12 protein-coding genes and 1 tRNA gene (1 of these 13 running past the window's edge) are annotated in these 14,021 nt (G+C 61.5%); 6 read left to right on the top strand and 7 right to left on the bottom strand.

The genetic code is table 11. The features are described from left to right. A tRNA-Met gene (locus BFP90_RS28925) sits at nt 1-30 on the top strand (it extends 114 nt beyond the left edge of the window). After that, a partial coding sequence (locus BFP90_RS28920; RefSeq protein ID WP_218061240.1) for a hypothetical protein occupies nt 1-227 on the top strand: 227 nt, incomplete at its 5' end. The genes BFP90_RS28925 and BFP90_RS28920, both read left to right, overlap by 30 nt. An 82-nt stretch (nt 228-309) precedes the next feature. After that, nucleotides 310-2,952 carry a bifunctional lysylphosphatidylglycerol flippase/synthetase MprF gene (gene mprF / locus BFP90_RS07485; protein WP_065887534.1) on the top strand — a complete coding sequence of 881 codons (2,643 nt, stop codon included), beginning with the start codon at nt 310-312 and terminating at the stop codon, nt 2,950-2,952. Continuing rightward, nucleotides 2,952-4,232: a virulence factor family protein gene (locus BFP90_RS07480; protein ID WP_065895128.1), complete on the top strand. Its 1,281-nt coding sequence runs from the start codon at nt 2,952-2,954 to the stop codon at nt 4,230-4,232. The genes mprF and BFP90_RS07480 overlap by 1 nt, the downstream gene beginning before the upstream one ends. 136 nt (nt 4,233-4,368) lie before the next feature. Here the strand turns inward: BFP90_RS07480 and recJ are convergent, their stop codons facing one another. Together recJ and BFP90_RS07470 are read right to left on the bottom strand one after the other, a co-directional pair. Continuing rightward, a complete protein-coding gene (gene recJ / locus BFP90_RS07475; protein WP_065895129.1) occupies nt 4,369-6,078 on the bottom strand; it encodes a single-stranded-DNA-specific exonuclease RecJ in 1,710 nt (569 codons plus the stop codon). Nucleotides 6,079-6,254: 176 nt separating this feature from the next. Next, nucleotides 6,255-6,797 (bottom strand): YaeQ family protein, encoded by a 543-nt coding sequence (locus BFP90_RS07470; protein ID WP_057723910.1) that lies wholly within the window; start codon nt 6,795-6,797, stop codon nt 6,255-6,257. Nucleotides 6,798-6,933: 136 nt separating this feature from the next. Here BFP90_RS07470 and BFP90_RS07465 point away from each other — a divergent pair, with 136 nt between their 5' ends. Beyond that, nucleotides 6,934-8,133 carry a CaiB/BaiF CoA transferase family protein gene (locus tag BFP90_RS07465; RefSeq protein WP_065895130.1) on the top strand — a complete coding sequence of 400 codons (1,200 nt, stop codon included), beginning with the start codon at nt 6,934-6,936 and terminating at the stop codon, nt 8,131-8,133. 184 nt (nt 8,134-8,317) lie between these two features. Here the strand turns inward: BFP90_RS07465 and BFP90_RS07460 are convergent, their stop codons facing one another. Then, a complete protein-coding gene (locus tag BFP90_RS07460) occupies nt 8,318-8,602 on the bottom strand; it encodes a DUF3509 domain-containing protein (RefSeq protein WP_065896367.1) in 285 nt (94 codons plus the stop codon). A 312-nt stretch (nt 8,603-8,914) separates the two neighbouring features. Between BFP90_RS07460 and BFP90_RS07455 the strand changes: the two genes are divergently transcribed. Next, nucleotides 8,915-9,136: a hypothetical protein gene (locus BFP90_RS07455; RefSeq protein WP_065895132.1), complete on the top strand. Its 222-nt coding sequence runs from the start codon at nt 8,915-8,917 to the stop codon at nt 9,134-9,136. 85 nt (nt 9,137-9,221) lie between these two features. On the opposite strand, the gene thrC is transcribed toward BFP90_RS07455, so the two are convergent. The 4 genes from thrC to xerD all read right to left on the bottom strand — a co-directional run bounded on the left by thrC (nt 9,222) and on the right by xerD (nt 13,937). Beyond that, entirely contained in the window at nt 9,222-10,631 is a 1,410-nt protein-coding gene (gene thrC, locus BFP90_RS07450; RefSeq protein WP_065895133.1) for a threonine synthase, read from the bottom strand. A gap of 103 nt (nt 10,632-10,734) precedes the next feature. Further along, nucleotides 10,735-12,039 carry a homoserine dehydrogenase gene (locus BFP90_RS07445; RefSeq protein ID WP_065887526.1) on the bottom strand — a complete coding sequence of 435 codons (1,305 nt, stop codon included), beginning with the start codon at nt 12,037-12,039 and terminating at the stop codon, nt 10,735-10,737. A 128-nt stretch (nt 12,040-12,167) separates the two neighbouring features. Beyond that, the gene (locus BFP90_RS07440; RefSeq protein ID WP_057723916.1) at nt 12,168-12,899 is read right to left on the bottom strand and encodes a thioredoxin fold domain-containing protein; all 732 of its coding nucleotides are present in this window, start codon (nt 12,897-12,899) and stop codon (nt 12,168-12,170) included. 141 nt (nt 12,900-13,040) lie between these two features. Beyond that, nucleotides 13,041-13,937, bottom strand: coding sequence for a site-specific tyrosine recombinase XerD (gene xerD / locus BFP90_RS07435; protein WP_065895134.1), 897 nt, complete (start codon nt 13,935-13,937; stop codon nt 13,041-13,043). Nucleotides 13,938-14,021 lie beyond the last annotated feature (84 nt).

Raw genomic sequence — 14,021 nt, 5'->3', positions numbered from 1 at the left:
TCGTCGGTTCAAATCCGGCTCCCGCAACCAAACATCAAAAAAGGCTACTCGAAAGAGTGGCCTTTTTTGTATCCGGTGAAAAAGTTCTTCTGAAACAATGGCATGGCATCTTTCATGAAACCGTAGACGGTTTGCAGAGTCCATCTCATTGCACGCTATGCGCTATGCTCAAGCACTACCCTCTACGACCAATGGCCGCAGTCGCCGCACTCGGTGATCCGCGTTAATATTTGTAATTATTTTGTCCATAGGGATTGGTAACTTGGCTGGATACCCCCATCCTGTCGCGCACAATCCACGAGGTGATTGATGCGCGCCAACTCGTCTGAACCACAAGACACCGTCACAGCGGAACAACCGATCCCTCCCACCCGTTTGCGTTGGCTGGATCTGTTGAGCAAATACCGTCAGCCCATCGGCCTGGCCGTGACCTTGCTGCTGTTTGCCATTGCCCTGATCGCCTGCCGACATCTGTTGTTGGAGCTCGATCTCTACGCCCTCCACGACTCGATCCTGGAAGTGCCCAAGCCTGCCTTGCTCGGCGCATTTGCGGCGGCGGTGGCCGGCTTCATCATTCTGTTGGGCTATGAGTTCTCCGGCGCACGTTATGCCGGCGTGAAACTGCCCGCCAAGACCCTGGCACTCGGTGGCTTCACCGCCTTTGCCATCGGCAACGCCATTGGCTTGTCGATGCTCTCGGGCGGCTCGGTGCGCTACCGTCTGTATGCACGCCACGGCATTGGTGCTTCGGAAGTCGCGCACATGACCGTGTTCGCCAGCCTGGCGCTGGGCTGCGCGCTCCCGCCCCTGGCCGCTTTGGCCACACTGAGCAACCTGCCGGCGGCCTCGACCTACCTGCATTTGTCGCAAAGCCTGCTCGGCGGTGTTGCCGGTGCCGTGCTGCTGTTGTCGGCCATGTTGTGTATCGGCATTTATCGCCGCCGCCTGCCGGAACAACCCTACCCGGATAACCTGTTGGTCAAGGCCGGGCGCCGCACCCTGCGCCTGCCGGGCCGTCGCTTGACGTTCCTGCAGTTGATCATCACCGCACTGGATGTCGCCGCCGCCGCCACCGTCCTGTATATGTTGCTGCCGGAAGCGCCGCCCTTCGGCCCGTTCCTGCTGGTGTACCTGCTGGCCCTGGCCGCCGGCGTGCTCAGCCATGTACCGGGTGGCGTGGGGGTGTTCGAAGCGATCCTGCTGGCGGCTTTCGCCGACAAACTCGGCGCTGCGCCACTGGCCGCCGCCCTGCTGCTGTACCGGATGATCTATGTGGTGTTGCCGCTGTTGATCGCCTGTATCTTCCTGCTGGTCAACGAGGCCCAGCGCCTGTTCCAGACCCAGCAAAGCCTGCGCGTCGCCTCCGGCCTTGCGGCACCGGTGCTGGCCGTACTGGTTTTTTTGTCCGGCGTGGTCCTGCTGTTTTCCGGCGCCACGCCGGAGATCGATTCACGCCTGGAAAACATCGGCTTCCTGATTCCCCACCGCCTGATTGACGCGTCGCACTTCGGCGCCAGCCTGATCGGCGTGCTGTGCCTGTTGCTGGCCCAAGGCTTGCGTCGACGTTTGTCGGCGGCCTGGATGCTGACCATGGTGCTGCTGCTGGTAGGCGCCCTGCTCTCGCTGCTCAAGGGCTTCGACTGGGAAGAAGCCAGTCTGATGACCATGACCGCCGTGCTGCTGGCGATCTTCCGACGCTCGTTCTACCGCGCCAGTCGCTTGACCGAACTGCCCTTCTCGCCGCTGTACCTGGTGGCCAGCGTATGCGTGCTGGGCGCGTCGATCTGGCTGCTGCTGTTCGCCTACCAGGACGTGCCCTACAGTCACCAACTGTGGTGGCAGTTCACCCTCGACGCCAACGCCCCGCGCGGCCTGCGTTCGTTGCTGGGCGCCGCCGTCCTGCTGGTGATCGTGTCGCTGACCTGGCTGCTGCGTACCGCGCGCCCGGTCATCCATCTGCCGACCCCGGACGAACTCGAACGCGCCTCCAAAATCCTGATGGCCTCGTCCCAACCCGACGGCGGCCTGGCGCTGACCGGCGACAAGGCCTTGCTGTTCCACCCCAATGACGAAGCCTTCCTGATGTATGCCCGGCGCGGGCGCAGCCTGGTGGCCTTGTATGATCCGATCGGCCCGACCCAGCCGCGCGCCGAGATGATCTGGCAGTTCCGCGACCTGTGCGACATTCACCACGCACGGCCGGTGTTCTATCAAGTGCGCGCGGAGAACCTGCCGTACTACATGGATATCGGACTCACCGCGATCAAGCTGGGCGAAGAAGCCCGCGTCGACCTGAAACGCTTTGACCTGGAAGCCAAGGGCAAAGAGATGAAGGATTTGCGCTACACCTGGAACCGTGGCACCCGTGACGGTCTGTCCCTGGAGATCTGCGAGCCGGGCACGGCGCCGATGGATGAATTAAAAGTTATCTCGGACGCCTGGCTTACCGGTAAGAATGTGCGCGAAAAGGGCTTCTCCCTGGGCCGCTTCAGCGACGACTACCTCAAGCACTTCCGTATCGCGATCATTCGCTTCGAAGGGCGCCCGGTGGCCTTCGCCAACCTGCTCGAGACGTACAACCATGACCTGGCCAGTCTCGACCTGATGCGCGCCCACCCGGACGCACCGAAGCTGACCATGGAATTCATGATGGTCGGCCTGATTCAACATTATAAGAACCACGGCTACGCACGCTTCAGCCTCGGCATGGTGCCGTTGTCGGGCCTGCAACCCCGGCGTGGCGCACCACTGACCCAACGCTTGGGTTCGATGGTGTTCCGCCGTGGCGAGCAACTGTATAACTTCCAAGGTTTGCGCCGCTTCAAAGACAAGTTCCAGCCTGACTGGGAACCCCGTTACATGGCCGTGCCCGCAGGACTTGATCCGCTGGTGGCACTGGCCGATACCGCCGCCCTGATCGCGGGCGGCTTGACTGGATTGGTGAAACGCTGATGATTCGACGCTCCTGGCGGTATGTATTGGCTGTTGTAGTGCTGCTCGCGCTGGTCCTGGGCGGCGGCTACTGGTACTGGAACCGCCCCGCCCCACAGCCGACCCTGGAGCAGATGCCCCAGGCCGATGGCTCGGTGATGACCCGCGTAAGCCCTGCCGGCACGGTAAAGGCCCGCGTGGCAGTGGCCGTGATGGCCGACGAAACCCTGACCGACAGCCAACTGATCGCCCTCAGTCAGGGTGGCTCGGCGCAGCTCGTCCAGGTGATCCTGCCCAAGGATGACTGCAAGCTGCAGGAGCAAGCGCTGCAAAGCGCCCTTGCCCAGCTTAAAGGCCCGGCGACCCTGGTCAGCGGCATCGGCCCTGGCGCGGCGCTCGCCTGGCGCTGGCTGGCCACACAGAGCGACGACAAGGCCAACGCCATCTCCGTCGGCTTCGCCCTGAAACAGGAAGGCTGCAACGACCCGCTGCCGAAAACCGCCGCCCATGGCAACTGGCTGGTGGCCTGGAATGACAACCCCGACGATGAAAGCGCCAGCTTCGTACGTGACACACCGCGCGCCACCACCAGCATCAGCGACTACGACATTCATTACCCGCAAGTGCTGAACAACGAGCTGCGCAAGCAGCTGGTAGGTTCGGACAACGGCGGCCTGGCGATTCCAGTGGTGGAAGTGCCGGCCGGTCAGGCCAAGGACACCGTGACCCTGTTCCTCTCCGGGGACGGCGGCTGGCGTGACCTGGACCGTGACGTGGCTGGCGAAATGGCGAAGATCGGCTACCCGGTGGTTGGCATCGACACCCTGCGCTACTACTGGCAGCACAAAACCCCGGAACAAAGCGCCAAGGACCTGACCGAACTGATGCAGCACTACCGGCAGAAATGGGGCACCAAGCGCTTCGTGCTGACCGGTTACTCGTTCGGCGCCGACGTCCTGCCGGCCATCTACAACCGTATGCCGGCAAACGAACAGCAACGCGTCGACGCGATCATCCTGCTGGCCTTCGCCCGCACCGGCAGCTTTGAGATTGAAGTGGAAGGCTGGCTGGGCAACGCCGGCAAGGAAGCCGCGACCGGCCCGGAAATGGCCAAGCTGCCCCCCGAGAAAGTGGTGTGCATCTATGGTGCGGAAGAAGTCGACGAGAGTGGCTGCACGGACAAGACTGCCGTGGGCGAAGCCATGAAGCTGCCCGGTGGGCATCACTTCGATGAGAACTACCCGGCGCTGGCCAAGCGGTTGGTGGATATCATTGTGAAACACCAGGCCAAAGCCGAGTAATCCCAGGCTATACACAAATCCAATGTGGGAGGGGGCTTGCCCCCGATAGCGGTGGATCAGTCACTACATCATTGACTGACACTCTGCTATCGGGGGCAAGCCCCCTCCCACAGTTGCTTTGTGGTGTGGCTAAGACTTAGCGCGGCTCGATATGCGCAATCATCAACTGCACCGTCTCATTCCCGCGAAACTCGTTCACATCCAGCTTGTAGGCCAACTCCACCCAGCGCACGGTCGGGTTCGGCCAGACTTCACGGTCTACCCCAAACGCAATGCCATCAAGCTTCACCGACCCGCACTCGCTCTTGAGCACCACTTTCAAGTGCCGCTCGCCGACCACCCGCTGTTCCACCAGCTGAAACACACCGTGAAACAACGGCTCGGGAAAGTGTTGCCCCCACGGGCCGGCATGGCGCAGCGCGCGCGCCAGTTCCAAATGAAACTCTTCCACCGCCAGGGTGCCATCGGAGAGCAGGCGTCCGGTGAGGTCTTCTTCGCGCAGTTGCCGACGCACTTCGGCATCGAAAGCCTCGGCGAACAAGGGGAAATTCGCTTCGGGCAGGGTCAGGCCCGCCGCCATCGCGTGACCGCCGTATTTGGCGATCAGGTTGGGGTGCTGGCTGGCAACCACCGCCAGCGCGTCACGGATATGAAAGCCTTGTACCGACCGCCCGGAGCCTTTGAGCATGCCATCACCGGCATCGGCAAACGCGATGGTGGGGCGGAAATAACGCTCTTTCATGCGCGACGCCAGAATCCCGATCACCCCCTGGTGCCATTCCGGATCGAACAGGCACAGGCCATACGGCATTGACTCCACCGGCAAATCCTTGAGTTGAGCCAGGGCTTCGCGCTGCATGCCCTGCTCGATGGATTTGCGGTCCTGGTTCATGCCGTCCAGTTGTGCGGCCATTTCCCGCGCCGCAGCCACATCGGTGGTCAGCAGGCATTCGATGCCCAGGCTCATATCGTCCAGGCGCCCGGCCGCATTGAGCCGTGGGCCGAGAATGAAGCCCAGGTCGGTGGAGGTGATGCGGGCATGGTCGCGCTTGGCCACTTCGAGGATCGCCTTGATCCCCGGCCGTGCGCGACCGGCGCGGATACGCTCCAACCCTTGATGCACCAGGATGCGGTTGTTGGCGTCCAGCGGCACCACGTCGGCGACGCTGCCCAGGGCCACCAGGTCGAGCAGTTCACCAATGTTCGGCTGCGGGCTGTTGTCATACCAGCCGAGGCTGCGCAAACGCGCGCGCAGGGCCATCAGTACGTAGAAGATCACGCCCACACCGGCCAGTGCCTTGCTGGGGAACGTACAGCCTGGCTGGTTCGGATTGACGATCGCGTCCGCCGCCGGCAGTTCGTCGCCCGGCAAGTGGTGATCGGTCACCAGCACCTTCAGCCCCGCCGCCTTCGCCGCCGCCACGCCTTCGACACTGGAGATACCGTTGTCCACCGTGATCAGCAACTGCGGCTCGCGCTGCAGCGCCACCGCAACGATCTCCGGCGTCAGGCCATAGCCGTATTCAAAACGGTTGGGCACCAGGTAATCGACATGGGCCGCACCGAGCAAACGCAGGCCCAGTGTACCTACGGTGCTGGCGGTGGCGCCGTCGGCGTCGAAGTCACCGACGATCAGGATGCGCTGGCGTTGTTCCAGCGCCGTCACCAGCAGATCGACGGCGGCATCGATGCCCTTGAGCTGCTGATAGGGAATCAACCGCGCCAGGCTCTTGTCCAGCTCGGCTTCCGATTGCACCCCGCGCGCGGCGTAGAGACGGGTCAGCAGCGGTGGCAATTCACCGAGGAATGGCAGGACGGCGGGCAAGGGACGGGGATCGATACGCATACGGGGGTGATGACTTCTCTACTGATTCAACGGATAACAACAGTTCAAAATTCAACAAAGATCAAATGTGGGAGGGGCGGTGCGACGATTCGACTTGCCCCCGATAGCGATCTATCAGCCAGCTTATCTGTAGCTGATCCACCGCTATCGGGGGCAAGCCCCCTCCCACATTTTTTTCAATCACGCCCGCCCACCAGCCACTGCAACTGCACTTCATGCTGGCCACGGTCATCGGTGACGAAGATCGTGCCTTCGCTGATCATCACATCCCACTTGATCACGCGCGGCATGTCCTTGGCCAGCACCTCCAGAATCTCCTGCGGCACGGCAGCGATGTGCACGTTCTTGAGGTTATTCGCCACCGGCACCACCTTGCCTTCCCACACCCGCAGGCTGCCGTATGCCAGCAGGCTGGTGCGTTCGGTGCGACGCGAGCACCAGGTCAGGCGGTCTGCATCCGGCTGGCCGACTTCGATCCAGTGCAACACCCGATCATCCAGGCTCTTTTCCCACAGGGCCGGCTCGTCGACATCCGACAAGCCACGGCCGAACGCCAACTGCTCGTTGTACCAGAGGGCGTAGGCCAGCAGGCGCACGGTCATGCGTTCTTCGGTTTCCGAAGGGTGGCGGGCGATGGTCTGTTTGACGCTCTCGTACACCGAACGGTCAAGGTCGGTGAGGTTGAGTTCGAATTTGTAGGTCGTGGACGGCTGGGCCATGAACGGGCTCTGGAGACAGGGAAAGACGGCCAGTCTAACCGATGGCGAGGCCAATCAACGAATACTGCGCTGCATCCAGGCTGCCTGCCTATGTTAAAAAGCAGTACGTCACCGTCCCGCGCGCTCAAGGATCCCCATGTCGCTTAATGCCAAACCGCTTGCCGGCCTGAAAGTCATCGAACTCGGCACCCTGATTGCCGGCCCGTTTGCCTCACGTATCTGCGCCGAGTTCGGCGCCGAAGTGATCAAGGTCGAATCCCCGGACGGCGGCGACCCCCTGCGCAAATGGCGCAAATTGTATGAAGGCACCTCGCTGTGGTGGTTCGTGCAGGCGCGTAACAAGCAGTCGCTGACCCTCAACCTCAAGCACCCGGATGGCCTGGCGATCCTCAAGCAATTGCTGGCCGACGCCGACATCCTGATCGAAAACTTCCGCCCCGGCGTGCTGGAAAAACTCGGCCTGGGCTGGGAAACCCTGCACGCACTGAACCCAAGGCTGGTGATGGTGCGCCTTTCCGGCTTCGGCCAGACCGGGCCGATGAAAGACCAGCCGGGGTTTGGCGCGGTAGGCGAGTCCATGGGCGGCCTGCGCTACATCACCGGCTTCGAAGACCGCCCGCCCGTGCGCACCGGGATTTCCATCGGTGACTCGATTGCCGCGCTGTGGGCGGTGATCGGCGCGCTGATGGCCCTGCGTCATCGTGAAGTCAACGGCGGCCTCGGCCAGGTGGTCGACGTGGCGCTGTACGAAGCCATTTTCGCCATGATGGAAAGCATGATTCCCGAGTTCGATGTGTTCGGCTTCATTCGCGAACGCACCGGCAATATCATGCCCGGTATTACGCCCTCCTCGATCCACACCAGCGCCGACGGCAAACATGTGCAGATTGGCGCCAATGGCGATGCGATCTTCAAGCGCTTCATGGCCGCCATCGGCCGCGACGACCTGGCGAACGACCCGGCGCTTGCCAGCAATGACGGGCGTGACAGCCGCCGCGATGAGCTGTACGGGGTGATCGATCGCTGGGTCAACGCCCTGCCGCTGGAGCAGGTCATGGCGCAGTTGAACCAGGCCCAAGTGCCCGCCAGCCGCATCTACAGTGCCGAGGACATGCTGGGCGACCCGCAATTCCTCGCCCGGGAGATGTTCCTCAGCGCGCAACTGCCGGGCGGCAAGGATTTCAAGATGCCCGGCATCGTGCCCAAGCTGTCGGATACGCCAGGCAGCTGTGAATGGGTGGGTCCGCAATTGGGCGAGCACAACGGTGTGCTGCTCAACGCCCTGGGCTATGACGCGGCGGCCATCGCCCGCTTGCGTGCGGATGGCGCGATCTGAGCGCGCCGCCGTGCCAAATTCCAGGCAAAAAGAAACCCCGAGGAGTGGGGAGACAACTCGGGGTTAAACGTGATCTACAAAGACCAGTACAACAAGCCACAAACACCGGAGCACAATGTTTGCTCTTGCTGTTACAAACTCTGACCGGCCGTGTTGTAGGAAGTTTCGAAGGATAAATAATTCTTCATGCGCAGACCGGGGTTCGCGTCATGGCGGCGTTTCGCAAGGCTGCAATGACCGAGGGCTCGAGTCGACCTTCAGCGATTTTCAAATCGCGCAGCAGGCAATCCACCACATCCACCAGCGCGCGTTTGTCGGTCAACTGAGCGCGGTTGACTTCGCGCTCGACCATGATGGCGCCACCGGGGTTCTTCACGGTCACCAGGCATTCGCCCTGCACACCAGAGGTGGTCAGCGTAACCAGATAAGGGCTCAGTGCTTCTTCGAGCAACAGGCTGATACTTTCCATCTCGATCACCACTCAATAGTTCGGGAACAATCGTTTCAACGGGTGCTGCATCTCTCCTAAGTGACTGGTCGTAACGTAGGAAAGTTCGCTTTTTCGTCTTTCAAGGGTTGTGCGGGGATGACGTATCCAGCATGCGCTTGCAACATGACAGGTAAAAAACGGCGGCACATAACTGCTTACGCAATGGGTTGCGGTTTTGGGCTACGCCGAGCGCGCAGGCCAGGCGTGAATCCTATACTCGGTGAGCGCTGATCACCCTGCCGTGCAGGCAGAGTGCATGTCATAAGGCCCTTATTGCGAAGGATGAAAATGATGTTGGAACAAAATGAACAGCAAGCATCGATGGAGAGGATGCATGCCGATGTAAGGCGCATCTATGCCGAAATATCACGCATGCAGGCTGAGCAAGATAAGCTCAAATCGGAATCACTGAAGATAAATTGCGAAACTTTCTGGTACCCCATGGGCGTAGCGATGGCCGTGGTCGCAACGATCGCCTCAATCACTGGAGTGGCGATTAAACTGCTCCTGTAAACAGCACGTTGCCGGGCCTGCCAGAAACAAAAAACGCCGCTGACCCAGGGAAGGGAAAGCGGCGTTGTTGTCTACGCGGTGCGCCTTACAGCGGCTTGCCCCGATTGCCATGCTGGCTGACAAACGCCTGCACAGTCTTCAGGTCGTTAGCCAGCACCGTGCAACGCTCTTCGCGCTCGAACAGATCAGCCAGGTGCTCCGGCAACTCCAGGGCCTTGCCAACACCGGCCTTTTCCACCGCCTCGGGGAATTTGACCGGGTGTGCGGTGCCAAGGATCACCATGGGGATATCCAGGCTGCGACGGCACTCGCGGGCGGCCTTCACACCGATGGCCGTGTGCGGGTCAAGCAACTCGCCGGTCTGGGCGTAGACCTCGGCGATGGTTTCGCAGGTCTGCGCATCGTCCACGGCCAGGGAGTCGAACAGCTTGCGGGTTTCGGTCCAGCGCTCCTGCTCGACGCTGAAGCCGCCACCTTGCTTGAAACTGCTCATCAGTTCGGCCAACGCCGCGCCATTGCGGCCATGCATGTCGAACAGCAGGCGTTCGAAGTTCGACGAGACCATGATGTCCATCGACGGCGACAGCGTGGCGTGCAGGGTTTCCTTGACGTACTGATTGCCGCTCATGAAGCGGTGCAGGATGTCGTTGCGATTGGTCGCGACGATCAACTGATTAATCGGCAGGCCCATGTTGCGCGCCAGGTAGCCGGCGAAGATGTCGCCGAAGTTGCCGGTCGGCACCGAGAACGACACTGAACGCGCCGGGCCGCCCAACTGCAGGGAGGCGTGGAAGTAGTAGACGATCTGGGCCATGATCCGCGCCCAGTTGATCGAGTTCACCGCCACCAGGCGCGTGCCCTTGAGGAAACTCTGGTCGGCGAAGCTGTTCTTGACCATTTCCTGGCAGTCATCGAAGTTGCCTTCGATGGCGATGTTGTGGATGTTCTCACCGAAAATGGTGGTCATCTGGCGACGCTGCACCTCCGACACGCGCTTGTGCGGGTGCAGGATGAAGATGTCGACGTTTTCGCAGTGCTTGCAGCCTTCAATGGCCGCCGAACCGGTATCGCCGGAGGTAGCGCCGATGATCACTACGCGCTCGCCGCGTTTTTCCAGCACGTAGTCGAGCAGGCGACCCAGCAATTGCAGGGCAAAGTCCTTGAACGCCAGGGTCGGGCCATGGAACAGCTCAAGCACCCACTCGTTGCCGTTCAACTGGCGCAGGGGTGCAATGGCGCTGTGGGAAAACACGCCGTACGTCTCTTCCAGGATCTTCTTGAAATCCGCGTCCGGAATGCTGCCGGTGACGAACGGGCGCATCACCCGGAACGCCAGCTCGTGGTACGGCAGGCCGGCCCAGGAAGCGATTTCTTCCTGGGTGAAGCGTGGCAGGTTTTCCGGCACGTACAGGCCGCCGTCGGTGGCAAGGCCCGCCAGCAGAACGTCTTCGAAATTCAGGGCCGGTGCCTGGCCGCGGGTGCTGATATAGCGCATAGGGGCAAACCTTCGGTTTGGGCTTCAAGCTTCAAGTTACAAGCGGCAAGTTAGAGCGAATCGGCTTTTACTTGCAGCTTGCAGCTAACCGCTTGCAGCTGAATTAATTCAAATGTTCGACGCGGATACGGACCACCGGCCCTACTACGCCCTGGAGCGCTTCAAGAGCCCGAATGGCATCGTTGATATGCTGCTCGAGCACGCGATGGGTCAGCAGGATCATCGGCACCTGGCCGTTCTGCTCCTCGACTTCCTTCTGCATGATCGACTCGATGTTGATGCCGCGCTCCGACAGGATGCTCGCCACCTGGGCCAGCACGCCAGGATGATCCTGGGCCTGGATGCGCAGGTAGTAGGCACTTTCGCAGGCTTCGATCGGCAGGATCGGGTGGGCCGACAGCGAATCCGGCTGGAAGGCCAGGTGCGGCACGCGGTTTTCCGGGTCGCTGGTCATGGCGCGAACCACGTCCACCAGGTCGGCGATTACCGACGAAGCGGTCGGCTCCATCCCGGCACCGGCGCCATAGAACAGGGTGGAGCCGGCGGCGTCACCGTTGACCATCACCGCGTTCATCACGCCATTGACGTTGGCGATCAGGCGGTCGGCGGGGATCAGTGTCGGGTGCACACGCAATTCGATACCGGCCGGGGTGCTGCGCGCCACACCGAGGTGCTTGATGCGGTAGCCCAGGGCTTCGGCGTAATTTACGTCGGCGGTGGTCAGTTTGGTGATGCCTTCGGTGTAGGCCTTGTCGAACTGCAGCGGGATGCCAAAGGCGATGGACGCCAGGATGGTCAGCTTGTGCGCCGCATCGATACCTTCCACGTCAAAGGTCGGGTCGGCTTCGGCATAACCCAGGGCCTGGGCTTCAGCCAGCACGTCTTCGAAGGTGCGGCCCTTTTCGCGCATTTCGGTCAGGATGAAGTTACCGGTGCCGTTGATGATGCCGGCCACCCAATTGATGCGGTTGGCGGACAGGCCTTCACGAATCGCCTTGATCACCGGGATGCCGCCGGCCACGGCGGCTTCGAACGCCACGATCACGCCCTTCTCACGGGCCTTGGCGAAGATTTCGTTACCGTGCACGGCGATCAGCGCCTTGTTGGCGGTGACCACGTGCTTGCCGTTCTCGATGGCCTTGAGCACCAGCTCGCGGGCCACGGTGTAGCCGCCTACCAGCTCGATGACAATATCGATGTCAGGGTTGGTGGCCACGGCGAACACATCGTTGGTAATCGCAATACCGGTCGTTTCGAACTGAGGCTTTGGCGAACGCGTGGCGATCTGCGCCACTTCAATCTCGCGCCCTGCACGGCGGGAAATTTCTTCGGCGTTACGCTGAAGTACGTTGAAGGTGCCGCCACCGACGGTCCCTAACCCACAGATGCCTACTTTGACCGGTTTCACTGAAAACTCCCCATGAAACGGCCGACGCGAGGTCGGCCGTGGAACACCGCCGCACAACTGCGGCTCTCAATTAATGACCCGCCGACGGTTCGGCGGATCATGCTCGTCAAAGGCTCGACGATTAATGCTTACTTGGCACCCAGTGCCAGTTTGGCAACTTGTGGTGCCGGCTGGTAGCCCGGAATCACTTGGCCGTCGGCCAAAACGATGGCCGGTGTGCCGTTCACACCGATGGACTGGCCCAGGGCGAACTGCTTGGAAACCGGATTGGCGCATTTGGCCGCCTTGATTTCCTTGCCATCGACCATCTTGTCCATGGCCGCCTTCTTGTCGGCCGAGCACCAGACCGCCTGCAACTGCTCATCACCCGGCGAACCGAGGCCCTGGCGTGGGAACGCGACGTAGCGCACTTCCACACCGAGCTTGTTCAGCGCCGGCACTTCGGCGTGCAGCTTGTGGCAGTACGGGCAGGTGGTGTCGGTGAACACGGTGATGTGGGTCTTGGTCTCGCCGATGGCCGGGTACACCACGGTCTCAGCCACCGGAATACCGTTGATCAGCTTGGACACGCCGAGGCGCTCGGCTTTCTCGGTCAGGTTGACCGGTTTGCCGTCCTTGAGCTGGAACAGGTAGCCCTGAACGATGTACTGGCCGTCGGCACTGGCGTACAGCACGCGGCTGCCCTTGAGCTTGACTTCATACAGACCGGCCATGGGGCTGGCGCTGATGCTTTCGATGGGGGTATCGAGTTGCAGGTTGACCAGGCTCTTGCGAATGGCCTGCTCAGCCGCATCGTCGGCGACGGCAAAGGTGGAAACCAACGCAATGGCTGCGGCGGCAATAATCTGGGTCAAGCGCATGGTAACTCCTGAAGGCAGATGCAGGGACGGGTGCCGCCACGCCGATTGGAAACCGGGGTGTGGACCGTCGCCTTTGCGAACCGACAAAGCCTACCACAGTTGGGCCGCAGGGCAGCCCGCAGCCGGAAAAATCGGGATTTTTCAGCCGCGTGGATGGTGCCTGGCGTGCATCTCCTGCAAGCGCGCCCGTGCCACATGGGTGTAGATCTGGGTGGTGGACAAGTCGCTGTGGCCGAGCAGCATCTGTACCACGCGCAGATCCGCGCCATGGTTGAGCAAGTGGGTGGCGAACGCATGACGCAAGGTATGCGGCGACAGGGACTTGCCGATCCCGGCCACTTTGGCCTGGTGCTTGATCCGGTGCCAGAAGGTCTGGCGGGTCATCTGCTCGCCGCGCAGGCTGGGGAACAGCACATCGCTGGGGCGGCCACCGAGCAGCTCGTGACGCGCATCGCGCAGGTAACGCTCGACCCACACAATCGCCTCCTCGCCCATCGGCACCAGGCGCTCCTTGCTGCCCTTGCCCATTACCCGCAACACGCCCTGGCGCAGGTTGACCTGCTCCAGGGTCAGGCTGATCAGCTCGGTAACCCGCAGGCCGCAGGCGTAGAGCACTTCAAGCATGGCGCGGTCGCGCTGGCCGATGGCCTCACTGAGATCCGGCGCGGCCAACAGAGCCTCCACGTCAGCTTCCGACAAGGATTTAGGAAGAGGCCTACCTAATTGCGGCATATCCACTTGTAGAGTTGGATCGACTGCGATGAGCTTTTCACGCAACAGGTAGCGATAAAAGCCACGTACACCGGAGAGAAATCTCGCGGTGGATCGCGGCTTGTAATGTTGCTCGAGGCGCCAGGCCAAGTGATCGAGGATCAGCTCCCGCCCGGCATTGATCAGCTCCAGGTTTTTCTCCTGCAGCCACCCATTGAACAGGGCCAGGTCGCTGCGGTAAGCCTGGCGCGTGTTGTCGGAGAGGCCTTTTTCCAACCAAAGGGCGTCAAGGAAGCGGTCGATCAGGGGGTGGTCAATGGCGGGCATGGTTACTCAAGCGACGCGGCACGGGGCTCGGCGCCTTTTTATTTAGTGAACTGTGGCAAGGGCCACTAGTCTTTCATAGCCCGC

The sequence above is a fragment of the Pseudomonas sp. 24 E 13 genome (genome assembly GCF_900004715.1).
In the GTDB taxonomy this organism is placed as follows: domain Bacteria; phylum Pseudomonadota; class Gammaproteobacteria; order Pseudomonadales; family Pseudomonadaceae; genus Aquipseudomonas; species Aquipseudomonas orientalis_A.
Note: the sequence above shows the minus strand (reverse complement) of the source record. Positions and strands in the feature narration are given on the sequence as shown.